The organism is Bradyrhizobium zhengyangense (assembly GCF_022012435.1).
In the GTDB taxonomy this organism is placed as follows: Bacteria; Pseudomonadota; Alphaproteobacteria; order Rhizobiales; family Xanthobacteraceae; genus Bradyrhizobium; species Bradyrhizobium zhengyangense.
Genome location: NZ_JAKLUA010000004.1, coordinates 145042 through 172039 on the forward strand (window position 1 = coordinate 145042; position 26998 = coordinate 172039).

Here is a 26998-nt window from a genome sequence, read left to right on the forward strand (position 1 = left end):
TATTGAACAGCTCCAGCGCAGCGTTTCAAGCCATTTGGAGCTATCTATGTCCATCCTGCTGACCGTCCCCCGGTCGATCCCTCCCGTGCCGGCGACGAACCCGGCCACCCCGCTTCATCAATTCAGCTCAGGAATCAAGCCAGCCGTTCGGCGGCAGGGATGGTGGAGCTGGCTCGACCGGCAGCACGAACGCAGAGGCCTGCGCGAGATTGCCGATAACCCGCATCTGCTCAAGGATCTGGGACTAACTCGCGAACAGGCGCTGTGTGAGGCTACCAAGCCGTTCTGGCTCTGGTTCATGCTCTAACCCAGAGGAGAAAAACGGATGTCTGACCCGATCGTCTACGGTTTTCCACGCAGCACTTTTGTGAACATCGTTCGCCTAATCCTGACTCACAAGGGCGTAGCCTACCAATTCCATGACCTCGAGCCGGTGATGGGGAAGCCCGATCACCTGGCGCTACACCCGTTCAATCGCGTACCGATCCTCAGGCATGACGATCTCACCGTCTATGAAACGAGTGCAATCGCCGCCTATGTCGACGAGGCCTTTGGCGGCGTGTCACTGACGCCGAAAGACATCAAAGCGCGGGCGCGTATGAACCAGTGGATCAGCGCGGTCAATAACTACTACTACCCCTATATGATCTACCACGTGACGCATGAGCGTCTGGTTTTCCCGGAGCTGGGAATTGCCTCTGACGAGAAAGTCGTCGCGCATGCGCTGCCAAAAGTCGAGACGGCGCTTTCGGTCGCCGAGCGCCAGCTTGCGCACGGCAAGGACTTCTTGCTCGGCGACGAGCTCTCGATCGCGGATTTCTACCTGCTGCCGAGCACGTTTGCCTTCAGCCTCACGGCCGAGGGGCAGTCGATGTATCCCAAGTTCCCGGCCTTCTGCCGCTGGCGGGAGCGCATGGACCATTTGCCGGCGACACAAAGGCTGCGCGCGTCCGTGCAACGCTTGCCGATCGAACACGCACGCGAATGGGCCACTTCGCACCGGCCGAAATACTGACCATTTCGGCTGGCGCGCGGCGCTAACGATAGAAGCCGCTTCGTCAACCAGAGCCGTCGCCGGCTATGGAGGCCGGCCAGAAAGCCCCGAGTACGGCGGCGCTGGTCCCGCCATGCTAAACGCGACCAGCACCAAGCGGAGGTGAACGCTACGCGACCCTCGGCAGAGGCAGTTGGGCGACGCCCGGCACCACTTCCTTGATGCGAATATTGCGGAATTGCACCTTCGAACCATCATGATGGTTTTGCAGTGCGATATGGCCGCGAAGCGAGCGCGGGTTCGGGTCCGTGTAGTCGTTCACAAGCACATCATTCAGCGTCACTTTGATGCGGTTGCCGATGGCTTCGATCACGAACGTGTTCCACTGCCACGGGCCCTTCGCAACATCTGTGCGGGTCGGGGCGCTGATGTTGTAGATTGCGCCGGTGCTCCGTAAGGGATCATTCTCCTTCTGCGCCTCGGAATTAAATCCGCGCGGATCGATCTGGATTTCGTAGCTCTGGTCGATGGCCGCCATCCAATCGTTCGGATTCGAACTGTTCAGGTTCGGCACGCGGATGAAAACACCGGAGTTGTCGGTGCGGCTCGCGTTCTGCCATTCGAGCTCGAGCACGAAGTCCGAGAAGCTTTCACGCGTGTACCACAGCAGCCCGGATCCGCCGACGGACTCGAGAATGTCGAACACCTGAAGGAAGCTTCCGACGCCCGACATCTGCCAATCGGCCAAACTTCCGGTGTAGAGCGATTTGAACTGCACCGACGGGGCCGGCGTCAGTGCGGCAACGACGGCCGCGCTGGTCTCACGCGCGAGCGCCAGGCCCGTCAGGGACGGGTTGGCCGAGCCGAGGGTGGGGAACAAGGCAGGACCGGCAACGTAGGTGTTCGAGATGTGATGGAAGCGTCCGACGGGGTCCGTAATCGACATCGCCGGATCATCGCCCATCCACAGCGTGCCCCCTTCATGATGGGTGTTGCCCAACTGATCCTTCGTGACGGCAAACGGATCGGGGGGCGGAACGCCTTGCCAGCCGCCGTTGTACAAATACTGGACGTCGCCGGCGCTCTTGCCGAGGCGACCAGCCAACTCGACAGCCGCTGCGGCGAGCTTTCTCCAAGCGGCGTAGTCGTTCGGCGTGGGCGTGAAATTGACCCAAGCGCGGGCGCTCAAACCATCGCTCTGAAGCGGATCGGCTCCGTTCGTTAGGTTCACGAAGCTGGTCGTGCTGCCTGGTCCGCTGCGCTTGTCCCCGTCCATTTCTCCGAGGCCTCGGAAGACGATTGCCACCCAATCGGGGTCCTCGTTCGAAAGCAGGTTCCGCAAGAGGTCGATGTCGGGCACCATCGTCCACATCGTCGCTTCCGGGTTCTGTCCCCTCTCCGCCGATGCGAGCACCTGAAAATGATAGCGGCGCTTGCTTCCGTCAGGGTTTGTGATCTCGCCACGAACGATCGCGCCGGCCTGTTCGAGCGTTGTGAGCGCGCCGAGCCCGAGGGCGCTACGCTTGACGCGCACCGTGAGATTGGTGCGCAGATGGGCCATGAAATTGGCGCCCATGCTGAACGGGCCGCGAGTGACCGGAAACGACTCAAGGGCCAACCGCGTCGACTCGATGGTGCCCACCGCTAGGACCACCTGACAATCGGTACTGAGATTGTTCGGAGCGGAAAGCGACCGGAATTGACCATTATAGGTCAGATCGATCCCGCTGACCCTGCCTCCGGCGGTCTGCAAGCGTATGACGTGACACCGGGGAACGAGGAAGAAGCGGCGCCGCGAATTGTCATTCAGCGTCCAGCGCTTGGCGATGTCGTCGCGGATGCTTTCGAGCAGCATGGGTCCGCTGCTGAACTTGTCGAACGAAAAGAGCCCGGGGCCCGGCGCGTTCGCCTGCACCGCGATCGGAGCTTCTTCGACTAGATCCAAGCTCACGTCAGGCAGAATCACGTTCGTACCTGCAGCAACGGCTCCCAACTGGGCATTGACCGCCGTGTTGAGGGGACCGGATAGGTAATCTGCCTTGTCCTGTACGCCGATCTCTCGCTCCACATCCGGGTAGTTCGCGTTCAGAAAATCGCGCGCGCCTTTCGGCCACGCATTGAGGTCGGCCGGCATCAGCCGCGGCGACCAACCTCCCCAGAATAGTGAGCGGCCACCCGGGCAGTAAGCCAGTCCGGTGAACGGCTCGTTGCTATGCCAAGGAATGCCCCATACGCCATTGCGCGCGCCTGGATCCTGATTGTTGGCCGTGACCAGCGCGCTATCAGGCGGATTCAGGCCGAGATGCGGCATGTTCTGCACGTGCGTCGGCGCAAGATAGCCGCCCGCGTCCAGGAGCAGCACCCGCAAATTCTGGTCCGCGCCGGCGCGGTAGATTTTGCTGGCAGCGTAAGCGCCGAACATTCCGGCGCCGATGACGACGACATCAAATGGCCGGCCGCCATTGTTCACGGCTTCGTCGTACGTGCTGCACACATACCTGCCGAGCAGATCACGCGTGAATTCTGTGTCCTGGATATCGACTGGAGTCGAGGGGTCATTTCGCAGAAAGGTCAGCATCGGAGAGCTCCTTTCGAGGCGTTGTTGAAGCAGCCATGAGGCGCATGGCCTGGATAGCCGCAAAGACCTGGCCCGCAAGCGCGGCCAAGAACAAGAATATGAGAAGCTGGCGGCCGGTTATATGAGCCGGTTCACACGCACAGCGCGAATTGGCTCGGCTCGACGGAGGCCGGACGGCCCTTCGGAACTGCAGGTAGTGCAGAAAACTATCTGACCTCGCCATAGGCCAGATCATCGAACAGAGTCACGCTGTCCGCCTTGGTCCACAAGCCAATCATGCCAGCGTCAGCGATCGTAGTGTCCTCCACCTCGAAGATCGGCTTTCCGTCATAGGTTACCTTGAACCGACTTCCCGTGAAGTCGCAACGCAGCACGTGCCATTGCCCGGACGCCACCGGCGTACTGACGCCATAGCCGCCCTTGCGCCCGACAATATCCAGCGAGGTACGAACGCCTTTGATGGTCTTATAGAGCACCACGTTGTCCTCCAGCGCGTTGGCTCGCACGACATAGTAGTTGTCGGCATCTTTCGCGCGCCAGATGATTCCCGCTGCGCGATCCTCTGAGCCGGCGATGGCCTTGAATTTGACCTCCACGAAGCCGTCACGGAAACTGGAATCATTCTTGATGGCTACCGGGAAGGTCGCCCGCCCGGATTGCTTGAGCACGTTCGGCTTGCTCGGCGCCGTGGCGTCGGCCTCAACCGTCCATTTCGGTTGCCCCCGGCCGGTCTTTGTCAAAGTCCATCCTTCCAGCGGCATTCCGACAGGAGTGCTGTCAAAGTTCAGGGTGTTGGCCACGGCGTTACCTCCCAGCAAGAAAACCAGCATGGCCGTCAAGGCAAACTTCGCCCGCGCAAAGAATCTGCGCGGAGGGACATATGGGCAGATCATCGATTTGCGCATCATTACATCCTGTCTTTAAGCCCATTCTTTACGAACCAAGCCCATCCCGGCGAGTTGATGCAGACCTCCAGTGAGGAAGGGAGACCATCATGAGAAATTCAGCAGCGGCAGCCCTGTTGTCCTCTGTCGTACTGGCGTTCGCATTCAGTGAAGGCGCGGCACAAGCGCAGTCCACCCCTGTCCAGCAACCTCAGTCGCCCCAGCAGTCGGAACAATCCCGCGAGCAGGATCGCAGCCACGCGGAAGACGTCACGATCGGACGCGACTGGAAGGCTCAGGGCGGCGAAGCCGATCACACCGGCCAAGTCGCGCCGAACGAGGACCATCAGACGGTCGGCCGCGATTGGCGCGCTCGTCCGGACGACAAGGATCGGCAATAGGCGACCTGGCCAGACTTGCGATGTCGAGCGTGCGGCCGAAGAAACGATCGCCGCACGTCGCTCCACCGCCTGACCATTCTCAAGCGCCACACGCATGGTCACTCCTCACTTAAGCCCGGTGAGCACCCAATCCGGCTGAAGGATCGGATAGGCGATCAGCCCGACCACGGCCGTGACCGCAATCATCATGGGATTGCTGACCTTCCAGCGGAACAGCACGGCCAGCGACACGATCCCGATGAGCGCGGTCAACCAGTCGCCGATCGCGATCTTGCCGAGCAGGAAGCTCGCACCCAGAATGGTCCCTATTGCTGCCGCATAGGCGCCCTTCACAAACCCCTGCACGTTCGGATTCTTGCGATGGCGCGCCAGCAATGGCGCCACGATCAGGACAAGCAGGAAAGACGGAAGGAAGATGCCGACCGTCGAGATCAGCGATCCCCAGAAGCCCGCCACCAGATAGCCGACGAAGGTCGCCGTGATCACGACCGGCCCAGGGCTCATCATGCCGATCGCGACGGCCACCAGGAATTCGCGCTCGTTGAGCCAGCCATATTGCTGCACCAGCCCCTGCTCGAGGAAGGGAACGATGACCAGGCCACTGCCGAAGGTGAGCGAACCCGCCTTGAGGAAGAACAGCAGCAGCTTGCCCAACGTGGAGCCGGTCGCGGCTGGCACGGCCGCGGGTGCCGCTGCGGGGATCAGTGCAAGCTGCATTGCGACGGCCGGACGCCTGATGTGGCCGTAGTAGACGATACCCACGATGCCGGCCCCTATGAACAGCAGGGCGACCTCCGCCTTCAGAATGACTGTGACGGCCAGACAGACCGCGGCGATTACCCACTGCAGCCAGTCTTCCATGCCGAGCTTCGCGAGGCGGTAGCAGGAATGCAGGATCAGGGCGATCACGGCAGGGCTGACGCCATAGAAGATACCCGTGACAGCCCTGAGATCTCCAAGGTGGACGAAGAGCGCGCCGAGGGCCGCAACGATGACGAAATTCGGCAGGATGAACGCCCAGCCCCCGGCCCACGCCCCCCAAAAGCCGCAGCGCAAATAGGCGATAAAGATGCCGACCTGAATGGCGAGCGGCCCAGGAAGCGATTGGCAAATGGCGATGGTCTCGCGCATCTGCTCCTTGGTGAGCCACTTCTTGTCGTCGACGAGCTCGCGCTCCATCTGGCCGACCAACGCCACCGGTCCACCGAAACCAAGAAAGCCCAGTCGCAGGAAATAGCGCACCATCTCACCCATCCTTCTGCGCTCGGTGCTTGTCGTTGTCGTCGTCATCACTTCTCCCCGTCCCCGTGATATGCGGGCTGCAAAATTCCATCGAGCGAGCCGCCGAGCCCCATCGGCGTCAATTCGATCCGGTCACCGACCCTCGTCACTTGGAAGCAACCATCGTCCATTTCTCCGAGGTAAAGACAAAGTTCGTCCTTCTCGACGATCCATTTGCCGACCTTCTTCACGCCCATCGAGAAGCTCCGAAGCGTACCGTCCGGCTCATAAACAAAACGATAGTGACCTCGTCCGTGAGTTGCTTCCCCGGAAAAGCCGGCTCGAATCTGTGTACCGGTCAGCTTCCGAGCGCCTTCGGCGGCGACAAAGCCGGCATCGAGGGTGCCAGTCCCCCGATGCCGGTAGCGAGTGCCGCGATGAGACACCTCGCAAGTTGGCCTTTCGAAGCCGGCATCCTCACTTCTTGCAGGCCTTCAGACACATCTGGTACTCGGTCTTGCAGGCCGGGCCGGCGTAGTTCTTCATACAAGCCGCGCGCTGTTCGGCGCAGACCTTGCAGGATTGCGCGCGAGCCGCCTCTGAGGCAGCAAGCAGACCGGCCAGCGCGAAAACGGCGACAGCAAAGTTTCTCATCTCGCTCACCTCGACTCTCCTCAGCCTTCCCTAGCGTATTGATCATAGAGCGCGGCAGCGTTGTCCCAGCGAATAGCCTCCATGTAGATGTCGACGTAGCGGGCAGCCGCCGCACCGAAGTCCATGTGATAGGCATGCTCGTACATGTCGAGAACCAGCACGGGACGGCCGCCGGCGAGCGTCGTCGTATGATCGGCCGCCCACTGGTTGACGAGCCGCTTGTTCCGGGGGGAATAGGAAAGGATGACCCAACCCGAACCACCACCCTCCGCCTTGCCCATCGCCGCGAACTCCGTGCGCCATCGCTCGATACTGCCGAAGTCGCGTGCAATCGCATCGGCGAGAGCGCCGCCCGGCTTGCTCGCGCCACCGAGACCGTCAAAGTAGATCTCATGCAAGATCATCGAATTGGCCGCGATCAGCTCTTCGCGTTTCAGGCCGTTGATGACGAAGTTCGGCGCCTTGGCGAAGTCCAACTCGGCGAGTTGGGCGCCGATCGCGTTTAGCCGCTTCACCGCGCCGCCGTAGTTGTTCTCATAGTGGCTGACGAGCACCTTTTCAGAGATGCCGCCGATCGATTTCGGATCGAACGGCAGCGGCTTAATTTCGTAGGGCATTATAGGCAACTCCTTCGCTCAATCTGTGGCTCAACTCTTCGTACTAGCGGTCTTGTCGAGCGCGGCGCGCAGGCCCTCGGCGAGCTTCAAGGCGTCGTCGTTCGCCCAGAAGTGCATGAAGAACAGCCGCGGCTGCTCATCCAGCATGTGGCTGTGCAGCGCGGTCACCTCGATGCCGTGGGTCCGCAGCGCCAGGATGACCGGATTGACCTCCTCGCCGGTCAACACGAAGTCGCCCGTGATGGCGGCCTTCCCGCCGCCCGTCGGCTGGAAGTTGATGCCAATCGCGACACCCATCGGGCCGACGGGGGTCAACGGCATGCCGTCCTGCGTGATCGGGTCTCGCCGCTTGACGTTGAACTGATAGACGCCGCCGTTGGCCTGACCCTTTACGCCGATGATCTGGTCGAGCTTCGCGGTGTCGAGATCGACGGCGGGCGGCGGGCTCGCCGGCGCAGCGACCGTCAGCGGCGTTTTGCTCTCGGCCAGCGCGTCGTGGATGGCCGAGGCCAGCTTGACGGGGTCGCCATGGCCGGCGACGTGCATGTAGAAGGTTGCAGGGCTCGCCCGCAGCAGATGATTGTGCACGGCCGTGATCTCGAGACCGCTGGCAATCATCTTCGCCATTACGGGGTTGATCTCGGTCTCAAGCAACACAAGGTCGCCCATGACCATCGCGCCGCCGTGGCCTGGTTTGAACGCGACCCAGCCGCCGAGCGCCAGCGCCGGTTTTATCGACACGCCATCCAGCGTCACGGAAAGATCGGTACGAGGGAAGCCATAGCGGTGGACATCGTCCGAGACGGCGGGTTTGCGCCCCAGCGTCTCGTCGACCTTCTGCCAGTCGACGCTCTGCGCACGTGCCGCCGAAACAAAGGAGCCGGGACCAGATGCGAGGATGCATGCGCCGAGCGCGATCAAAGCGTGAATTGTTCGTTTCATCGTACTGCTCCTCGAACTCAGTTTCGCTCTTTGATCTGGCCGCGGCTGTCGACGACAAGCGTTACCGGCTTGCCGTCTTTCACCGCCTTGGCGGTGGTGCCTTCGGCCGTCGATTTGACGTCTTTCACCTGCGAGTAGCCGGCCGCCTGGATCTTGGCGATCAGCTCCTCTTGGGTCAGGGCATGAGCGGGCGAGAGGGCCGCCGCAAGCGCCACGAAAAGCACTGCCCGATAGATCATCGATGTTCGCATAACTGATCTCCTGGTTTGTCCCTGCCCCAGAAGTCATCAGGCCTTCGGCCTTACCTGCCCTTGTTGGTCGGCTAGTTTTGCAATTGCTTGGTCGCGTCGCGGCACCATCGGTGGAACGCGTCGTCGAACTGGAGATCCGCGTTCAACTTGCAACAGAGCTTGGCCGCGGTGCTTTCGCTGAGCTTCTTGCTCTTTTTGACAGACCACGACGGCGGATTGGCCCGTCACGCGAGAGGCCCACTCCTGGACGTCGAGATGCGAGCGCCGCCCGGCGTCCGGAATCAGGCGCGGGTCGGCTGAAAAATCCTGGTCGATGGGCACATCGACGAGCGTCCGCGCGGCCGACGGACCTACCAATCGGGACACCTTATCGGGTGAAATGGAGGAGTACGATGCTGACATGCTGCGCCCTTGGTGATCAGGACGCGATTCTTGGGCATGACGCCTCGCGGGGAGATCGCAAATCCCCGTCACGCAAATAGAACCCCTGATCCTCGAGCTGTCAACCCGCGTCCGCTCGGTGCTCCCCGAAACCATCGATGGACCGTCACGAAGATTTCATCGTCCGATTGGAACGGATCCGATATCGCCTCTGAGGCAACCTCCCCATCGGAAAACCGCAGCTTGAAGTATCCACGCGGTCTCACGTAGACTGTCGGTCCGGGACCAAGCAGACTCCCGGCGAGACTTCGGTCCAAGTTCTGCGCAGCACGCAACACGTGGAGCTTGCGCATGGATATCGAAAGACACCCCTCTCCTCGTCGTACCGTCGCCATCCTCTCGCGAGGAGATGCCGCCGCGCGCCGAGATGCCACCTCGAAGAACGGCCGCTTCGTGGACGTCTTCGACGCCCTCGCAACCGTTGGCGTCGAAGGGCGTCCTGCGATCTACGACGAAAGCTTCGCCGATGCAGTCCGCGAGCAACTGCTCGCGGTGGACGGCGTGCTGGTCTGGGTCAACCCGATTCAAGACGGCCGGAACCGCGCCGGCCTCGACGCCCTGTTGCGCGACGTCGCCGCGCAGGGCGTGTGGGTGAGCGCTCATCCGGACGTCATCCTCAAGATGGGCACCAAGGAGGTCCTCTATCGCACTCGCTCGATGGGCTGGGGATCGGACACGGCGCTCTATCAGACCGCCGCCGCGATGCGCGCCGAGCTGCCTGCACGGCTCGCCGCCGGTCCGCGCGTGATCAAACGCAACCGGGGCAACGGCGGCCAAGGCGTCTGGAAGGTCGAGAAGCTGCCGGCCTCCTCCATGATCAAGGTCCTGGACGCCACCAAGGACACGCCCGAGGACCTCACGCTCGATGATTTCCTTCGTCGCTGCGCGGAGTATTTCGAAAGCGGCAGCGTGATCGACCAGGCGTTCCAGCCTCGCCTGAGCGAGGGTGTGGTGCGCTGCTACATGGCTGGTGACCGCTGCGCCGGCTTCGGCCATCACAAGGTTAAAGCCCTTGTCGACTCGCCTGCCGCGCGTTCAGAGGCCGGACCGCGGCTCTACTGCTCGAACGCGGACCCGCGCTTTCAGCGGCTGCGGCGGCTGATGGAAGACGAGTGGACGCCGCAGCTAATTTCGCTGCTGGAGATCGCAGGCGGTGACCTGCCCGCGATCTGGGACGCCGACTTCATGCTCGGGCCGGTCCAGGCCGATGGGACGGACAGCTACGTGCTTGGCGAGATCAATGTCAGCTCGGTGCATCCCTATCCGAGCGAGGCCCCGATGGAGATCGCCCGGCGGGTTGCCGACCGGCTGCAGCTCAAGCTCTGACGCATGTTGACGGTCAGAGGGCTCAAGCGCCTGCACCTCTCCGTATCATTTGACCTGCCGGACGGCGAATGCGTCGCCCTGCAGGGGCCGTCCGGAGTCGGGAAGACCTTGCTGCTCCGCTCCATCGCGGATCTCGATCCCAACGAAGGAACGGTCAAGCTGGACGGCATGCTCAGAGAGGCGATGCCCGCCCCGGCATGGCGAAGGCGGGTGACCTACCTCGCCGCCGAGCCGGGCTGGTGGTCCGACACCGTGCAGGATCACTTCGCCGCCTGGGAGGATGCCCTTCCGCTGGTCGCGCGACTGGGCTTGCCGGACGACTGCGGAGCGTGGTCGATCCAAAGACTTTCGACCGGCGAGAGATTGCGGTTGGGACTTGCGCGGGCGCTCATGCTGCGATCACGGGTGCTTCTGCTGGACGAGCCGACCTCGGCCCTCGACCCGGCAGCCGCTGCGGCCGTGGAAGGTGTGATTGCCGAACGCATCTCGGATGGAACGAGTGTCCTCTGGACGACTCACGACGGCGCCCAAGCCCGCCGGGTCGGGGCCAGGATTTTTGTGATGAGAGCCGACGGCGGGATCGAGGAAAACCGGCCGTGACCTACATCCAGCTTTCGTACGGCGACCTGCTCCTACCCGCGCTCCTTGTCGTCATGGACGGCGTCTTCTCGCTTGTTCTCCGCCTCAAGCTTGAGAAGCAATTGGCTGTTGCGACCGTGCGCATGGTGGTCCAGCTCGTCCTCGTCGGATACGTGCTGACGTTCCTGTTTGCTGCGGTGTCCCCGCTCTGGACCGCTCTCGCCGCCCTGATCATGGTCCTGTTCGCCTCGTGGGAGATCGTCGCGCGGCAGAAGCGGCGCCTTCAGGGCGTTTGGAAGTACGGCCTGGGCGCGGGATGCACGCTGCTCGCCGCGGGGACGGTCACGATGTTCGCACTCCTGACCGAGCTACGACCCGATCCCTGGTATCATCCGCGCTATGCGCTGCCATTGCTGGGCATGATGCTGGGCAACACCATGACCGGAACAAGCCTGGGCCTGGACGTGCTGACGAACAGCCTGGTGCGCGAACGAGCCGGCGTGGAAGCTTGTCTTGCGCTGGGTGGCACCCGACACCAAGCCCTGCTGCCGGTCATACGGGACGCCTTGAGAAGCGGCTTCATGCCGATCATGAACAGTATGGCGGCGATCGGCCTCGTTTCCTTGCCAGGGATGATGACCGGCCAGATCCTTGCCGGCGTCGAGCCTGTGGATGCGGTCAAATATCAATTGCTGATTATGTTCCTGATCGCCGGTGGGACTGGACTCGGAACGTTGGCTGCTGTCCTGGGCGGCGCACGCCTGCTCACTGACCATAGACATCGGTTGCGTCTGGATCGCCTCGCCGCGGAAAAGTCCGCTTGAACCCGCTGGACGTTCAACTCTTGAACGCAGGCTCGCGGCAGACGCGATCCGCGTGAGGCTCAGCGATCCGTGCCCGCTTCGGTTCTCCTCATAAAAGATGAAGCCCTTATCCGAATGATGTTGGTCGAGATGATCAAAGAGGCTGGGCATTCGGTCGTTACGGAAGCAGGCGACGTCAAGAAGGGCGCTGCCCCTTGCAACTCACGCGGACTTTGATCTCGCCATATTGGATATAAACTTAGGCGGCGGCGCCGACTGGCTCTCAGGAGAAGCACAAAAAGCATGAGATGTACGCACAGTAAGAAGGGCACGTAAACAGTCGGAATGTAAAACGTGGCGCCGAGTGCCGAGGGAAAAAAGTTCGCATCAAAGAGGCCTTTGTAGAAGGCGAACAGAAGGTCTGCGGCCCCCCACAGGTTAAAGATCCAAAGCGCGGCGTATCCCGCGCGCTTACGCAAGAGCATTAAGGCCACCCAAGCGAGTATGACTGCAAAAAGGTCACCGAACGCACTGGCCACTGCGAAGGATCGGGGCAGCGATCCCGCAACGCCAGGAACAAGGAACGATGCACCGACGAAGCGAAATACATTAATATAGAGCAAAGGCGCAGCCGCATCCGGCAATGAGCGCGATCGGATTAATGGCCAGATGTAGCGATAGCAGACGGCTCCCCAAGCAGCAAAGCTGAGCGCGACGCTAATTCCAAAAATTATAAACTCTGCCATGAGACCCGTCCGTTACGGAGTTCAGATCCCGCATACTCCCGCGCGTAGACCTTTCCCCGCTCGCGCCCCACAAAATGCTCCGTGAACTGCTCTTCCCTTGCGGTTGACGATGTTGCGATGCCGCCGGCAATCACAGACGCTGCCGCGGCTTCAAGGATGGTGCGCCTAGAGAGGCTGCTCATGCGGTATCTCCTTTCAGTCTTTGCGGGAGGCACAGAAGTTCTTGTTCCTCGACCGCACTTCCAGTCGGTTCGCTCGCCCTTTCTTACGCCTGCAATGCCAAGTCCACGACATCGCGCAGGAAGAATTCTCAAGACGGTCGATTCAAACGTCCGTTCAGAGAAGACTGGAAGACTGACCACGGCAATTATACGCAGGTGTACAACGCGAAGGACAGGATGAGCGACCTCCGGGATTGAGTTTAGTGCGTCGCCGACACTCCAGACCCGCCATTGTGAAATGGCCGATACACCCATGTATAGTTTGACCGGAGACGTCTGATCGTTAGACCGCTGCCATCGCCGGCATAAGCCAAAGACCAATTGATGAAGGCCGATCTCCGCATCAGCAGCAATGAGAGTGTTTCCAATGGATCACAGTAAGCCGATTCTCGTGACCGGCGCCGCGGGCCAGATCGGATCCGTCGGCAGGCATGCGACTGAACTTCTGCTCGCGCGTGGATACCGCGTTCGTGCGCAAGTGCGTACAGACGACCGACGGGCGGCAGCACTGCGAGCGCTTGGTGCCGAGGTCGTCGTGGGCGATCTGCTCGAATTAAAAGCTGCGCATCAAGCGGTCGAAGGGTGTGATCGCCTCTATTTCGGCATGTCCCTGTCCCCGCAATATCTTGAAGCGTCCGTTAACGTTGCGGCAGTCGCCAAACACCATAAGGTCAAAGCCTTTGTGAATATGTCTCAGATGACAGTCAAAGAGATGTCCGTCTGCGAGACCACGTCGAGCCCGCAGCAGAAGCAGCATTGGCTGGCCGAGCAGGTCCTTTCCTGGTCCGGTTTGCCGGTTGTCGAAGTGCGCCCAACGGCATTTATGGAAGGACTCTTCCTTCAGCTCGCCGGAGCCGTGGCGGCGCAGGACAAGATCCTTGCACCGCTGGGGGGCGGAAACAACTCCGCAATCGCAGCTTTCGACGTAGCTAGGGTCGTGGCGGAAATACTCGGCGCCCCGGACAAACATATCGGTCAGACCTACCACCTGACCGGGCCCGTGTCGCAGCACGTTGACGCAATCGCCCGAGAGTTCTCGCTCGCGCTTGGACGACCCATCAGTTACGTAAATGTCCCTCCGGACATATGGGCGGGCAAAGTTGCCACGCTGGGGCTCCCCTCACACGTCGTCTCCCATATCACGACGATGACCGAGTTGCACCGCGACAATCGATATGATCGATATTCCGACGACGTAGAAAAGATCACCGGACAACGGCCAATGAGCGTCCGGGAATTCGTCGAAAAGAACGCAGCGACGTTCACGCCATCATCCTGATTAGGCGGCCATCCGACGGCGCGATTTACCCGGAGAGATATTATGTCATCACACAACACGTCCAAAATCTTTGTAGTCGGGGGCACGGGCGCGCAGGGAATGCCGATCATTCGAGCCCTTGTCGCTGATCGCAAGAATTCTGCACGGGTACTCACTCGCGATCCGTTTTCGCGCCGCGCAAAATCTCTCGCCACCCTAGACAATGTTTCGATGCTCGAAGGATCATTCGCCGACGAGGTTACCCTGCGCGAGGGATTTCGTGGTTGCGATGGGGCCTTCATCAATATTGACGGCTTCAACACTGGCGAAAAGACGGAGACTTATTGGGCAATCCGTTGCTACGAAATTGCGATCGAAGAGGGGATCAAGTTTTTTGTTTACGGAAACCTAGATTATGGGCTCAAGAAATCGGGGTATGATTCCCGATTCCGTAGCGGGCATTATGATGGAAAAGGACGGATCGGAGATTGGATTTTGTCCCAAAATACGGTGAACAAGGGTCGCATGGGAGCGGCACTGTTCACATCGGGACCATACATTGAAATGGCATTTCAACCGATGATGCCCATGACGCCAACCGTTGAGGACGGCATTGTCACCTGGAGGGTGCCGCTGGGGGACGGCGCCGTAGTGCACGCCTCGAGCGAAGATTGCGGCTACTACGTTCGTTGGCTCTTTGACCATCCCGAGCGTACGAACGGCATGAACCTTGAGGTCGCCATCGAGCATGTAGCTTACGCTGGTCTTGCGGCCGCGTTCACGAAGGTCACGGGGAAACCTGCGCGCTATATTGACACGGACCTGCACTCCTACTGGAACGGACCACTAAAGTTCATCGCAAACGCGCCGGCGGGATATAACGCAGATCCCAATGACAAAAGCACCATGACTTTCCGCGACAACTTTACCGGCTTCTGGAATCTGTGGAAGTACGGCATTGTGAAGCGGGACTATGCGTTGTTGGATGAGATCCACCCCAAAAGGATCAAAAGCGCCGAAGAATGGATGAGGCGCGAAGACAAGCTTGGAAGAGAACTTGGAAAGGGGGGTCTTTGGGAGCGGGTACAACCTCAAAATATACAAAACGAGACCCCGATCTTGAAGAGCAACGAGGACCGGAGAAAAGGGCGGCTCTGATTCCGGTGGACGTTGTTTCATGCTTCAAACGCAAGCGTGGCCTCGCTTGCCGGGGTTGGCTGTAAAGATTGCCGCCCTCGCTCGAATTGTCGAGCGTATCATAATCATCCCCGTCCAGATGGAAGATTAGAATTTTGTCTGTTCGCTAGGCGGCGCTGATCGGCTCGCGCCTAGCCTTCCGCCGCAGCGCCTGCGGCGGCACGCCGAAAGTCCTGATAAAGGACCGGCGCATGCGTTCGCGGTCGGCAAATCCAGTGTACTCGACGACCTCTTTAACGGAGTGCCGCCCCTCTTCCATCATGAACCTGGCAGCCTCCAACCGAATGCGTTCAACGGCCTTGGCAGGCGACTGACCGGTCTCAGCAAGAAAGGTGCGGCTGAACTGGCGCGCGCTGAGATTGGCGACTTCAGCCAACTCCTCGACCGAAAGCTCGTTTTGCAAGTTCTCGCGAATATGCGCTAGCACCAACTCGATTCGGTCGGACTTTGGCGTCATGTCGAGGAGTGCCGAATGTTGCTTTTGCCCGCCCATGCGCCGTTGGTGCATGACCAACAGGCGGGCCGCCGCCTTCGCTGCCTCTGCGCCGAGATCACTGTCGATCAGTGCCAGAACGAGATCGAGGCCCGCGGTCATACCTGCGGATGTCCAGATCGGACCGTCGTTTATAAAGATCCGATCCTCTTCTGTCCGCACGTTAGGAAAACGGCGCCTGAACTCGTCGGCGTGCGCCCAATGCATGGTGGCACGCCGTCCGTCGAGCAGGCCGGCTTGGGCAAGCACAAAAGCTCCGCTGCAGATCGAGGCAATTCGTCTCGATGACATAGCGGCCTGACGCACGAACGCGACCACGGCGGCGCTCGCGGGCGGAATGTCGAACTCGGTTAAGGAACCAAGCACAACAGTATCGTACGTGGCGCCCGTGAATGGGGCCGTGTAGACTGCAACACCGGTGGACGACGGGACCGGCCCTCCTCGCTCCGACAGAAGCTCAACTTGGTAGCGCGGTCCCGAAGGCAGTAAGTTCGCGACCTCAAACCCGGTCAGGGCAGCCAAGCTGAGGATTTGAAAGCCTTGCGGCACGATGAAACCGATCCGATGCATCCAAATACCCGAGTGTCTGAAGTCTGCACTCTACTTGCGATTTAGCCCGCATTCGACACCTTTGTGATCGCCGCGGCATAAAGAGTGGCAAAAACGTCCTACAACGTTGAGAGCACAGAAGCTAATTTCTCGCGTGAAATTCGGGCGTTTAAAGAAAGGATCGACCGGCGGTAGGCTGAGCGGTTTCGCAATCGAGTGTCTTTGGACGAAGGAAGCGTAGTCGCAAAGCGGCTTAGGGCCAATTTGCATGCAAGATTCAGAAAACAAAGAGGCGCCAGGCCAGCAGGCCATATACGAGTGTGGGGACACGCAGATCGATCTCGATCGCCGCGAACTCCGCGTTGGGCGCGTTCCGGTGGCGATCGGCAGTCGCGCATTTGATATTCTCGAGGTGCTGGTGCAATCTGCGGGAGAGCTCGTCACAAAGAATGAGCTGATGGACAAGGTGTGGCCTGGAGCCGCCATTGGCGAAAATACCCTTCAGGTTCATGTTTCCGTTCTTCGTAAAGCACTTGGACCGGCCTCACGTGAAGTACTGAAAACCGTTTCGGGGCGCGGCTACCGATTGGTCGGGGATTGGATCCTTTGCCCCCCGAAGGGGACGCTTCCCGAATCCAGAACCGATGACCGCGGACGTGAGCCACGGTGGCGAAATCCACCCAGTCAGCTGACCCAGCCTCTCGGCCGCGAACAGTTCATCCGGGATCTTGTGACCGAGCTGCCGCGGCAGAGACTGGTTACAGTCGTCGGAGCAGGAGGCATAGGGAAGACCACGGTTGCCCTTGCCGTAGCGGAACGGATCCAGGCCACCTACGAACATCGCGTATGTTATGTCGACCTGGCACCCGTTGAAGACGGCCGCCATGTGCCTAGCGCCCTTGGTTCCGCGCTAGGGTTGTCGATGATGTCTGACATGCCGATACAAGGCATCGTCAGGTTGCTTAGAGATCAACAAGCTCTCATCATCCTCGACAACTGCGAACATCAGATCGAAGCGGCTGCGTTGCTCGTCGAAGCTATCTTGAGCGGCGCGCCGGGCGTCACCATTTTCGCAACGAGCCGAGAGCCCATTGGAGCAAGGGGCGAGACGACGCGCCAGCTCGGTCCCATCGACCTTCCCCCCGATGGGAGTTCGCTGTCCGCAAGCCAAGCCCTCGGTTTTTCAGCGATAGCATTATTCGTACAGCGCGCCAGAGCGGGCTTCGACCAGTTCGACTTCACAGACTTCCAGGCGCCGATCGTTGTGGGGATCTGCAGGCGTCTCGATGGCATACCTCTCGCGATCGAGCTTGCCGCAGCTCAGGTGCGTTTCCTAGGTGTCCAAGGGTTGGACATCCGTCTTCGTGACCGCTTTGCGCTGATGATGAGAGGGCGACAACGGACCGCCCTGCCCCGTCACCAGACACTGCAAGCAACGTTAGACTGGAGTTTTGTGACCCTTACCGAGAAGGAACAACGACTTCTCCTTCGCATGGCGGCTTTCAGAACCCCCGTCCCCCTCGACTGGATCGCAATGCTCGCTGATGACTTTACCGAGCTTGAGCTCGCGGAGGTTCTCGGAAGTCTCGTCACAAAATCGCTCGTTGCAAGCGATGTTGGCGGGCCAGTGGCATACTATAGGCTTTTGGAGCTGACGCGGAGCTACGGACTGACAAAGCTGTCGGACAGCGGAGAGCTTGACGGGTTGTCCCGCCGACACGCGGTCGTAATTTATAACATTATCGCGGGTATTGATCGGCAGGACATACCGGACAAAAGCCGGCCTTCCGATGTTCCCGTCGGGCTGGTTGACGAAGTACGATCGGCGCTGGATTGGGCTTTCGCTTCCACGGGCGCCGCACTGCTTGCCGTAGAGCTGGCAGCGGCCGCGGCTTCGCTCTGGATTCGGCAAGGACTACTGGCAGAATGCCGAAACTGGCTCGAGAGCGCAGTTTCGCTGGTGGGGTCATCTGTCGAAGAGGATCGGTTCCGAGACATGCGCATGTACGCCGCGCTTGGCTCAGTGATCATCCAGACCGCCGGCCCCAACGACAGAATGTATCAGGTTCTGAAACACGCCGCTGATCTTGCGGATGAACTTGGAGACGATGAATACCGATTGCGCAGTATGTGGGGGCTCTGGATCCGGCACTACCTCACGGGAGATTACCGGGGGGCGCTCCTGATCGCTGAGCACTTCACCGATTTGCCGGAGACGATTCCAGATCGATTGATTGGGGAGCGGCTGCTTGGCATGACGCTGCATGTCCTTGGCGAACAGACTAAGGCACGTGAACACCTCGAGCACTTCCTTAGTCGGTATAGGGCACCCCCCGGTCGATTACACCTGGTGCGATATGGGTTTGAGCAGCGCGTGGTAGCCCTCATCTATCAAGCTCACATACTTTGGCTCCAGGGATTTCAGGAACAGGCCTGCCGACTCGTGAAGCAGGCGGTGGCAGACGTCATGGCCGACGGACATGCTCCAACAATTTCGAACGTACTGATCCATGGGGCATGTGCGATTGCGCTCCAGTCACGGGACTATCAGGCGGCGAAGGAATTCACGCGGATGCTATCGCAACTCGCTTCCTCGCAAGAATCGCAGGCGCTTGCAGCATGGGCTGAATGCTACGATGGAGCCTTGGAGTTGCGGCAACAAAGCTCTACCACGGCGATCGCTCGATTGCGGTCAGGCCTCGCCCTTCTCGATCGACAAACTTTCCAGACCCGGTACGTGACTTTTCTGGGAGAGCTGGCACTGGGAGAGCTGGCGGCCGGCAATCACGCTTCCGCCCTGCAGGCCATTTCGGAAGCGATCGGTCATGCCGATCGAGCCGGAGAGCGATGGTATCTCGCCGAGCTCCTCCGCATTAGGGGTGAAATCGCGCTCGGGCGACGGGACTACCCAGCTGCGGAACAATGCCTGCTGCAGGCCATCGACTTGGCAAAACAGCAATCCGTCCCCTCGTGGGAGCTCAGGGCAGCAACGTCTTTGGCGAGACTGTTCAAAAAGCAAGCACGGATCCCCCAAGCCCGCAATATCCTGGATCCAATCTACAGGTGGTTTACTGAAGGCTTTTCGAACCTCGACCTTGTCGACGCGCAAAACCTTCTGGCCGCGATCGGCTAAGGCCCGTTTCCTCAACCCAAGGGCCTAAGGGATTTTTCAGGTCTTGCCCAAGGACTTTACGGCCACGCCGGATCCTTATGACGCAGCAGAAGCACGGATCGGGCACGTTCGCCGGTCCTGCCGACAGCCTCAACCTATTGTGGAGCCAACTCATGCAAAGCCCGGCAAACAAGGCCGCTGTCTACGTAGTCGATGACGATCCTGGAGCGACAATCTCGCTCGTAAACACTCTGCAATCCGCTGATGTTCCCGTGAAAACCTTCCTCTCGGCCCAAGAGTTCGTTGCTGCTTGGCAGCCCTTCAACCGCGGTTGTGCCATCATCGATGCCCGGATTGCGGATTGCCGGGGATTGCGGCAGTCAGGCGTCGAAATCCCGATCATCGTCGCGGGGCGAGCGGATGTCTCAATTTCCGTAAGGGCCATGAAAACCGGGGCTGTCGATTTTCTCGCCAAGCCCTTTGAGGACGTGCGAGTGTTGGACGCAGTGGCGGAGGCATTTGAGTATGATGCCATCAGACTCCGCCGGAATTCGCGCCTTTCTGAGCTGACCCAATCATTTGCAACACTAACGGTTCGGGAAAAGGAAGTCTTTTCTCTGGTTGCTCGGGGGTTGATGAACAAGCAAATCGCAGGTGAGCTGAAGTTGCGCGAGATAACAGTCAAGGTACATCGTGGATCGATGATGCGAAAGATGATGGTCCGCACGGTGGCCGACCTCGTGCGAGTCTCCGAAGCCTTAGCGTCTGCAAACGGCCCCGCTCTCTCATACCGCACCTCGCTGCCGGCGCTGCCAAGGGACTATCACTAGTCTGGGGATCGCTCGAGAGGCGCGCCGCCCTCCCATTGATCCGGAGATCCTCGTTTCCGCCTGCGTCGAAACAACTTCACGCGCGCGACTTGGAAGGGCACCGATCTTCAAGCGTCGGGGTAGCCCAACCCCTGTGTTGCTGCTCTTTCGGGTCGACCGGCCACCCACTGCAGGGATGGATGGCCGATCGGGCGCCGCAAGGCAGCGATGCGGCCCAAGCCCAGCGGGATCACGCCTTCAGGAATCCCAACAGATCGGCGTTGATCCTATCTGCATGCGTGACACAGAGACCGTGCGGGGCACCTTCGTAAACCTTAAGGTGCGCCATGGGCGCGAGCTTGACGGTTTTCTGCGAGGCAATTCCAATCGGGACCATCTGATCGTCGTCACCTTGAATGACGAGAGTCGGCACCGTCATCTTCTTCAAGTCTTCTGTGAAGTCCGTTTCCGAGAAGGCCTTGATGCATTCGTATTGGCCGGTTATGCCCCCCAGCATGCCCTGCATCCAAAATGAATCGATAGCCCCCTGCGAAACTTTCGCATTGGGCCGATTGTATCCGAAGAACGGGACCGCAAGATTCTTGAAGAAAGCCGAACGGTCCGCCGCTAGTCCGCTGCGAAGACCGTCGAAGATCTCTTTCGGCGCGGCCTCAGGATTGTCTGCCGTCTTGAGCAGATAGGGTGGCACCGCAGCGATCAGCACGGCTTTTGAAACCCTGCTGGTCCCATGACGTCCGATGTATCTTGCGACCTCGCCGCCCCCCGTAGAATGACCCACAAGGGTCACGTCCTTGAGATCGAGCGCCTTGATAACCGCCGACAGATCATCGGCGTACGTATCCATATCGTTGCCTGTTGACGATTGCCCCGACCGGCCATGTCCGCGGCGGTCATGCGCCACGACACGATAGCCCTGTGAGGCCAGGAAAAGCATTTGACTGTCCCAGGCATCGGCAGACAACGGCCAGCCGTGGGAGAACACTACCGGCTTGCCCATTCCCCAGTCCTTGTAAAAAAAATCGTTGTACCGTCCTTGGCCGTGACTGTCTCCACGTTATCTCTTCCTCGCGGAATCAGTTGTTTCGGCTGGCTCGCCGCCGCTGGCAGGTTCGTTGCCGCAGCTATGCCGCTCGCAGCGATTAGCAGCGTGCGACGAGAGTTCGAGACGGATTCGAGAGGTTTGGTCGACATATGCGGTCTCCTGTTGTTGCGCAAAACGCCCGTCCTGGATCGCGCAAGTGCACCGACTATACAACTATACAGGGGTTTCGCGGCGCAGGGTTCCGACGCCTGCGCGTCGTAAGGAGCTCGTTGTCGAGCGCTCAGGGCCAAGCGGCAGCTTCCGAAACGCACCGGCAAACGCCATCGTGTCAGCCATCGTACCAACACAAAGCGCTCGACGATCGGTGCCGTCTCGGTCTTGCGCTATGAAGCGCTGCCTCAACGCTCGGGCAAATCATCTTCGTTTAAGCGATGTGCCGGCTCATCGTAACCATGACGGCTGCTATAGAATACAAGCGCCATCAAACCAACGCCCAGAACCAATGAAAAGCCGACGCCAATCGCCATTGCGACGTAACCTGACGCCGGCACAAGAGCATCGGTAGAGGTCCACCCCAAATAGGCAACCACACAGGAGAACAGTAAGAGTCCTGCCAGTGTTGCGATCAGAACCAGCGACCGCAAGTTGAGCCAGCGTGCCATTCGAGCCACCCCCTCATTGCGCTTGAACCGCAGATCTTCTTCATGTCTCACTATCGCCGACGCGGCTTCACGTCGCTGTCGGCAGCGCCGTCAGCAAACCCTACAACCCGAGCCTTTCGGGCCTGCCAACCGGCTCGCCCGCGGCCATGGTGATCCGGCTGTTACGTCGAGCCGTTCATCGATCCGACGAGAACGGCCCTGGAGGAGATCTGGTCATCAACGTGACGAACCCCAATCCCAAGCCAGCGAACAACGCCGTCAGCCAGAATCCGTCGATGTACGCCAACGTATTCGCCTCCTGTTGGACAATCGACACAAGCGATCTGATGCTCAGTGCCGGCGCCAGGTTGGCCGGCGCAAACGCGAAGTGTTCCGTCAGTCTCGCAATGAAGTGCATCACGTCGGATTTACCTCCGTCGATATACTGCCCTAGTAGATTCGAGTGAAATTGCTCGCGCACGCGCAGCCATGTCGCCATCACACTCATGCCGATCTCCGCGCCCCCCAGCCGCATCACCTGGACGTACGCGGCAAATTCGGTCGACCGCGTCGGGTCGGAGCTTGCCAAAGCAATCATCATCAGCGGAAGAAGTGAGAAGGAATGTCCTAAAGCTTGAAGCAGCAAGATCGGGATGAAGTCGTCAACCGACCATTGATGGGTGATGCCAGTGCCGAGTATCCCCGCAAACCCGAACGCAGCAAGGCCGACAATTAATACAAGCCGAGGGTCGTGGCGCTGAACCAAATAGATCGTCGAAGGAAGCAAGATCAGCATGGGCAGGACGCCGAACGTTAGAAATAGCCCCCCGGTCTGCTCCGGTCGTAGCCGGCCGATCGAAATCAGGAAGTTTGGGACCAAACTCGCATTTGATAGCGCGGTGAGCGTGTAGAGCAGGATCACGATCAGCGCCAGGCAGATATTGCGGGTCAGGATGACGTCTATCCGTGCCCAGGGCTTACGGATAAGGGCCTCGTTCAGTAAGAACCCTAGCGATAAGGCCGCTCCCCCGGATAGAAGAGCGACGACGGCCCCCGATTGCAGCCAGTCCAACCTGTTGCCCTGATCCAGACCGGCATAGATCATCGCCATTCCAGAGCCGAGCAGCAGCATTCCCCCCCAATCGGCCTCCGCGACTAAGCGTCGGTTGATGGCCTCATGCGGTGTCCCGAGGAGAACACAGATGCCCATGAGCGGCGCGATAATAACGTCCTGCCAAAACAACCAATGCCAGCCAACGTCGCTCACGTAAAAGCCGACGATCGAAATCCCGGCGTTCAGCGACAGCCCAACTCGTGCCGAATAGATCGCCATAGCGACGATCCACCATTTACGCGGCAAATTTCGCACGACTATCAGCAACGTTGCAGGAACGAATGTCCCAAGCAGGAGCCCATGCAATATGCTTAGAGCTATCAGCACACCGTAGGTATCAGTGAGGGGCATCACAATAGAGATCGCCGCATAGACCACGCTGGGAATAGCAAGTATTTTGCGGAGACCGAAGACGGTACACATCCAGGCGACCGCGGGCGCGATAAATATCTGCGATGCCGTGGCCGCTGTGCTCAACCACGCCCCCTCATCAAAGCTGAGCGAGTACGCTCCGCGCAGGTCTGGAAGTCCCACCGAAAACAGCCTGGAATCGAAATTGGCGAGAAACGCGCCGAACAGTACTGCCCCCACTGCGAAAATCGGGCGATGACTTGACCTGGCGTCTACGTTAGCGGGCATTACTAACGGCCCGTTCGGCATCTTCCATCACGTGGATCCTGGTCACGGCTGACATTCCAGGCAACAGTTGTTGCACCAAGGGCTGCCCGTCTTCCAGGACAATGCGGACCGCGACACGCTGAACAACTTTCGTAAAGTTCCCTGTCGCATTATCCGGCGGCAGAAGAGCAAATTGAGACCCGCTTGCCGGGGATATGCGCTGTACTCTTCCGCGTAGGGGTTGATTGCGAAACGTGTCGACCGAAACCTCGACTGCCTGTCCCTCCCGTACCCTCCTTAGCTGCGTCTCCTTGTAGTTCGCGATCACATAGACATTCGGCAGTGGTACGACGCTTATGAGGTTAGTGCCGATGTTGACATAATCGCCGGTCTGCACTTGGCGTTCACTCACGACGCCGTCGAATGGCGCCGTGATCTTCGTATATCCCAGCCGAAGTCTTGCAGCCGCTAGGGCACCTTCCGCCGCGGCGACATCAGCTCTACGCTGCCTTTGCAGACCGGCGAGCACGTCCAATTGATGTTCCTGAGCTGCGATCAACGCCGCGTTCGATCTCACGTCAGCGTGTGCTTTCGCAAGAGCGGCGACCGCCTGCTCTAGTCGCTGCCTCGTCCCGGAGCTTGTGGTTGACAGCGTTTGCTGCCTTTCCTGTTCCTGCTCCGCCTCGACTTCGAGCGCCATGACGGATTGCCGTTGTGCCTTGCTCTGGGCGATTGTTGCATACTGAAGTTCAATTTCATTCGCCAGATTGTCGAGCCCAGCCTTGGCGGCAGCCACGGCCGCCGTCGACTGGTCAACCAACGCCTGATAGTCGGCAGGATCTACCTGCACCAAGAGCTCGCCAGCTCGAACGCGTTGAAAATCGTTGACGCCGACTTTGAGGATTTCCCCGGCAACTCTCGTGCTTATCCGCGCCGTCTCAGCCCGAACGTAGGCATCGTCCGTGACTTGTATGCTGCGCATCGCGACCCACTCATCCCAGCGGACCGCGACAGTCCCTGCCAAAATCAGCACCATAATCACGGCGACGATCGGAATCAGAGACCGCCCGAGAATTCCGCGGGCCGGCGTTGCTAGTATCTGTGATGAAGCGTCGGTCACATTGCTTACCTTGATCGGACCAGAAGAGGCTTGTGCTGCCCGGCGCAAATTCTTCACCCCGAGCGTTTGGTTATGATCACCGATACGATTCAGCCAAAGGGCACGCGCTGCTTCAAAACGGTCGAAGCATTCCGCGCGCGACCGCACCCGGCTCGTCCATCTGGACCCAATGTCCAGCTGGAAGCGATACCAGTTCTCCGTATTTCAGTGCAGAAGCCAAGTGCTCGGCCACGCCCAAATTGAGATAGGGGTCTCTGTCTCCCCAGATCAGTCTAACGGGAACTGTCATGGAGGACAGCGCGGGTAATCGCTGCGTATTTCGCTGCACTTCCTCGAAAAGTCCTGCCGTCATCTGCGCGAAAGCGCGGGCCGCACTGGGTTGCTCCCGAAAATTCGCATCGATGATTGGACCCAACACCGACGAGTAGTGCGCGCGATGCTGTTCCGAAAGCTCGGCCTGGAATGCGGCCCGCTGGAAATTGAGGACCCACGCGAACTGCTCAGGGCTCCTCCGAATCGTCTCGCTCAGCTTGTTGAGACTTTTGCTGGCGAACAGCTCGATGAATTCTGGGTACCTGAGCGTCGGCGCTTCGCAGTAAAACGAGTTCAACACAACTACGGCTGCGGTGCGTTTGGGATCCTTCAGCGCGAAGTTCAATGCTGCGGGCCCCGAAGAGTCGTGGGCGACCGGCATTGCACTCTCCAGAGCCAGGTGGGAGACAACCGCTTCCAGATTGCTGAGTTGCTGAGCAAAACTGTACCCACCTTCTTGCGATTTGTCAGAGGCGCCAAACCCAAGGAAATCGAACGTCACCACGCGGCGTCCTGCGCGTGTAAGTCGGGGGACAAGGTCATCGTAGATGTGCAGATTGTCCGGAAACCCGTGCATCATGACAAACGCGGGGCCGGTCCCAGCGTAATCGCGCGCATACACGCCCCCGCTTGGCGTTTCGACACGCGCCGTTCTGAAGCCCGCCCCGCTCTGGTCATCTTTACGTTCGGTTATCGCTGACATCCCGGTTTCCTCCTGGGCCGTTGCAATGTCGCCGCCTGCATACGCTGCAGTCGTGCATGACGGGGGGACGCAGGCCATTATACGAGCGTATCGCTCCCAACTCTCAAACGCTGATGTAGGCAACAACGGAAACGCGCTCGGAGCTCCGAGACCCTTTGAGATCATCACTTCAGTGTTGTTCTCAGAGTTGGACGGTTATGGAAACTGCCAGGAGCTTAGGCTAAGCCACTGGCGTGTTGGGACGCGATCAGTTTACACGATACCGGTGGATGCGGCACTGGGCCGATCCCTTGTCGCTGACGTCTAGCGACGGTTCGCCATCGTCCCGGCGCCTGGCCGCTGATGCTCTTGAACACCTTGGAGAAGCGCGGGTGTGTAGTAAATCCCGCCGCAATTGCGATCTCGGTTAGTGACAACCGGGTTGTCGTCAGCAGGGCTTTGGCCCGCTCGACACGATGATTGAGGAGGTATTCGTGAGGTCGGCATCCGGTCGCGGCCCGGAATTGGGCCGCGAAATGCATTCTAGAAAGCCCAGCGACACTGGCGAGTTCAAACAGGCTGATCGTGCGATCGAAATGTAGGGCGACGTGCTGTTCGACACGCCGAAGGCGCCATTTCTGCAAAGGGTTAACCTTTGCGCGGCCCGATCCGGGTCGCTCTCGACGTGCCAAAAGGCTAACCCCCGAGGAAGTGGTGCTCTGCACTTCAGTTAGCATTGCTTATCGCCATACGGTTTCGCGGCCATTTGTCGTGAGGACCTTCTAGCTTCACGGGCAGGGCGACTGGCACGCAGACCTATCCGCGCACCAGCTCGGGTGGAACCGTGATGTCGATCCTGCCGGTAGCGACGTCGTAGACCATTCCGGAGACTATGAGACCCGCCGGTAGTCGATCGCTTGACACGAGCATGGCGGCGTCGAGACGAACCGCCTCGTAAGGATCCGCGATAGCCATGTGATCGAGGTCCGAGGTCGAAACGCTCAAATTCTTTGCCAATAGATCGGGAGCATGCTTGAAGCACGGCACGATCCCGCAATTTGTGTGATGAAGGACGATCAGATTCCATCCCTCGCCCAGCGGCTTGCCGGCAGCACTGGCAACGACCTGCAATATCTCAAGCGTCTCATAGAGGGCGGCATTGACGCGGCCTCCCACATTGCGAATGACGACCGCTTCACCTTGCTCAAGCTCGAGAACTTCCGCCGGGTCCACCCGACCGTCCACACAGCCGACAATCACGGTCCGCATCGACGGCAACATCTTCAGCGTGTTATCGAAACTCTCGCTGGCAAAGTGAGCATTTCTCTCGGCCAACGTGCTGACAAATTCCATGTCAACCCTCCCCTTCGGA

The 26998-nt window shown here is 59.7% G+C and carries 24 protein-coding genes and 2 pseudogenes; 9 read left to right on the top strand and 17 right to left on the bottom strand.

Annotation, left to right across the window (positions count from 1 at the left end):
• Positions 1-325 precede the first annotated feature (325 nt).
• The gene (locus tag L6637_RS14990; RefSeq protein WP_237871098.1) at positions 326-1015 is read left to right on the top strand and encodes a glutathione S-transferase family protein; all 690 of its coding nucleotides are present in this window, start codon (positions 326-328) and stop codon (positions 1013-1015) included.
• Between the two features lie 148 nt (positions 1016-1163).
• On the opposite strand, the gene L6637_RS14995 is transcribed toward L6637_RS14990, so the two are convergent.
• Both L6637_RS14995 and L6637_RS15000 read right to left on the bottom strand, forming a co-directional pair.
• The gene (locus tag L6637_RS14995) at positions 1164-3572 is read right to left on the bottom strand and encodes a 3-keto-alpha-glucoside-1,2-lyase-like domain-containing protein (protein ID WP_237866362.1); all 2409 of its coding nucleotides are present in this window, start codon (positions 3570-3572) and stop codon (positions 1164-1166) included.
• A gap of 206 nt (positions 3573-3778) precedes the next feature.
• Entirely contained in the window at positions 3779-4480 is a 702-nt protein-coding gene (locus tag L6637_RS15000; protein WP_237871100.1) for a 3-keto-alpha-glucoside-1,2-lyase-like domain-containing protein, read from the bottom strand.
• Positions 4481-4566: 86 nt separating this feature from the next.
• Between L6637_RS15000 and L6637_RS15005 the strand changes: the two genes are divergently transcribed.
• On the top strand, positions 4567-4857 hold the full coding sequence (locus tag L6637_RS15005) for a hypothetical protein (protein WP_237866360.1): 291 nt from the start codon (positions 4567-4569) through the stop codon (positions 4855-4857).
• A 105-nt stretch (positions 4858-4962) separates the two neighbouring features.
• Here L6637_RS15005 and chrA read toward each other — a convergent pair whose 3' ends face one another.
• The 6 genes from chrA to L6637_RS15035 form a co-directional block, all read right to left on the bottom strand.
• The gene (gene chrA / locus L6637_RS15010) at positions 4963-6147 is read right to left on the bottom strand and encodes a chromate efflux transporter (protein ID WP_237866359.1); all 1185 of its coding nucleotides are present in this window, start codon (positions 6145-6147) and stop codon (positions 4963-4965) included.
• Entirely contained in the window at positions 6147-6335 is a 189-nt protein-coding gene (locus tag L6637_RS15015) for a hypothetical protein (RefSeq protein WP_237871102.1), read from the bottom strand. Before L6637_RS15015 ends, chrA begins: the two co-directional genes overlap by 1 nt.
• Before the next feature lie 220 nt (positions 6336-6555).
• On the bottom strand, positions 6556-6741 hold the full coding sequence (locus L6637_RS15020) for a hypothetical protein (protein WP_237866428.1): 186 nt from the start codon (positions 6739-6741) through the stop codon (positions 6556-6558).
• Positions 6742-6752: 11 nt separating this feature from the next.
• A complete protein-coding gene (locus tag L6637_RS15025; RefSeq protein ID WP_237866357.1) occupies positions 6753-7349 on the bottom strand; it encodes a superoxide dismutase in 597 nt (198 codons plus the stop codon).
• Between the two features lie 30 nt (positions 7350-7379).
• Positions 7380-8291: a DUF1259 domain-containing protein gene (locus tag L6637_RS15030; RefSeq protein WP_237866356.1), complete on the bottom strand. Its 912-nt coding sequence runs from the start codon at positions 8289-8291 to the stop codon at positions 7380-7382.
• 17 nt (positions 8292-8308) lie between these two features.
• Positions 8309-8542, bottom strand: coding sequence for a PepSY domain-containing protein (locus L6637_RS15035; protein ID WP_237866355.1), 234 nt, complete (start codon positions 8540-8542; stop codon positions 8309-8311).
• Between the two features lie 732 nt (positions 8543-9274).
• On the opposite strand from L6637_RS15035, the gene L6637_RS15040 reads away from it, so the two are divergent.
• The 3 genes from L6637_RS15040 to L6637_RS15050 are packed head-to-tail and all read left to right on the top strand — an operon-like array spanning position 9275 to position 11712.
• Positions 9275-10309, top strand: coding sequence for a Cj0069 family protein (locus tag L6637_RS15040; protein WP_237866424.1), 1035 nt, complete (start codon positions 9275-9277; stop codon positions 10307-10309).
• A gap of 3 nt (positions 10310-10312) precedes the next feature.
• Positions 10313-10909, top strand: a complete 597-nt coding sequence (locus L6637_RS15045; RefSeq protein WP_237866354.1) for an ABC transporter ATP-binding protein — start codon at positions 10313-10315, stop codon at positions 10907-10909.
• Positions 10906-11712, top strand: coding sequence for an ABC transporter permease (locus L6637_RS15050; RefSeq protein ID WP_237866353.1), 807 nt, complete (start codon positions 10906-10908; stop codon positions 11710-11712). The genes L6637_RS15045 and L6637_RS15050 overlap by 4 nt, the downstream gene beginning before the upstream one ends.
• Before the next feature lie 59 nt (positions 11713-11771).
• On the opposite strand, the gene L6637_RS15055 is transcribed toward L6637_RS15050, so the two are convergent.
• On the bottom strand, positions 11772-12437 hold the full coding sequence (locus L6637_RS15055) for a hypothetical protein (protein WP_237866352.1): 666 nt from the start codon (positions 12435-12437) through the stop codon (positions 11772-11774).
• Positions 12438-13025: 588 nt separating this feature from the next.
• On the opposite strand from L6637_RS15055, the gene L6637_RS15060 reads away from it, so the two are divergent.
• Together L6637_RS15060 and L6637_RS15065 are read left to right on the top strand one after the other, a co-directional pair.
• The gene (locus tag L6637_RS15060; protein WP_237871104.1) at positions 13026-13937 is read left to right on the top strand and encodes an NmrA family NAD(P)-binding protein; all 912 of its coding nucleotides are present in this window, start codon (positions 13026-13028) and stop codon (positions 13935-13937) included.
• Between the two features lie 42 nt (positions 13938-13979).
• Entirely contained in the window at positions 13980-15074 is a 1095-nt protein-coding gene (locus L6637_RS15065; RefSeq protein ID WP_237866350.1) for an NmrA family NAD(P)-binding protein, read from the top strand.
• Between the two features lie 145 nt (positions 15075-15219).
• Here L6637_RS15065 and L6637_RS15070 read toward each other — a convergent pair whose 3' ends face one another.
• Positions 15220-16176, bottom strand: coding sequence for a GlxA family transcriptional regulator (locus L6637_RS15070; RefSeq protein WP_237866349.1), 957 nt, complete (start codon positions 16174-16176; stop codon positions 15220-15222).
• A gap of 247 nt (positions 16177-16423) precedes the next feature.
• Between L6637_RS15070 and L6637_RS15075 the strand changes: the two genes are divergently transcribed.
• Positions 16424-19288 (top strand): ATP-binding protein, encoded by a 2865-nt coding sequence (locus L6637_RS15075; RefSeq protein WP_237871106.1) that lies wholly within the window; start codon positions 16424-16426, stop codon positions 19286-19288.
• A 77-nt stretch (positions 19289-19365) separates the two neighbouring features.
• The gene (locus tag L6637_RS15080; RefSeq protein ID WP_237866347.1) at positions 19366-20097 is read left to right on the top strand and encodes a response regulator transcription factor; all 732 of its coding nucleotides are present in this window, start codon (positions 19366-19368) and stop codon (positions 20095-20097) included.
• Positions 20098-20326: 229 nt separating this feature from the next.
• Here L6637_RS15080 and L6637_RS15085 read toward each other — a convergent pair.
• The 7 genes and pseudogenes from L6637_RS15085 to L6637_RS15115 all read right to left on the bottom strand — a co-directional run bounded on the left by L6637_RS15085 (position 20327) and on the right by L6637_RS15115 (position 26979).
• A pseudogene (locus L6637_RS15085) lies at positions 20327-21150 on the bottom strand (alpha/beta fold hydrolase).
• A 387-nt stretch (positions 21151-21537) separates the two neighbouring features.
• On the bottom strand, positions 21538-21801 hold the full coding sequence (locus L6637_RS15090; RefSeq protein ID WP_237866346.1) for a hypothetical protein: 264 nt from the start codon (positions 21799-21801) through the stop codon (positions 21538-21540).
• 175 nt (positions 21802-21976) lie between these two features.
• Positions 21977-23554 carry an MFS transporter gene (locus tag L6637_RS15095; RefSeq protein WP_237866345.1) on the bottom strand — a complete coding sequence of 526 codons (1578 nt, stop codon included), beginning with the start codon at positions 23552-23554 and terminating at the stop codon, positions 21977-21979.
• The gene (locus tag L6637_RS15100) at positions 23523-24548 is read right to left on the bottom strand and encodes an HlyD family secretion protein (RefSeq protein WP_237866423.1); all 1026 of its coding nucleotides are present in this window, start codon (positions 24546-24548) and stop codon (positions 23523-23525) included. The genes L6637_RS15095 and L6637_RS15100 overlap by 32 nt, the downstream gene beginning before the upstream one ends.
• Before the next feature lie 196 nt (positions 24549-24744).
• Positions 24745-25647 carry an alpha/beta fold hydrolase gene (locus L6637_RS15105; RefSeq protein ID WP_237866344.1) on the bottom strand — a complete coding sequence of 301 codons (903 nt, stop codon included), beginning with the start codon at positions 25645-25647 and terminating at the stop codon, positions 24745-24747.
• A gap of 215 nt (positions 25648-25862) precedes the next feature.
• A pseudogene (locus L6637_RS15110) lies at positions 25863-26318 on the bottom strand (helix-turn-helix domain-containing protein); the annotation flags it as partial.
• Between the two features lie 124 nt (positions 26319-26442).
• A complete protein-coding gene (locus L6637_RS15115) occupies positions 26443-26979 on the bottom strand; it encodes a carbonic anhydrase (protein ID WP_237866343.1) in 537 nt (178 codons plus the stop codon).
• Between the last annotated feature and the right edge of the window lie 19 nt (positions 26980-26998).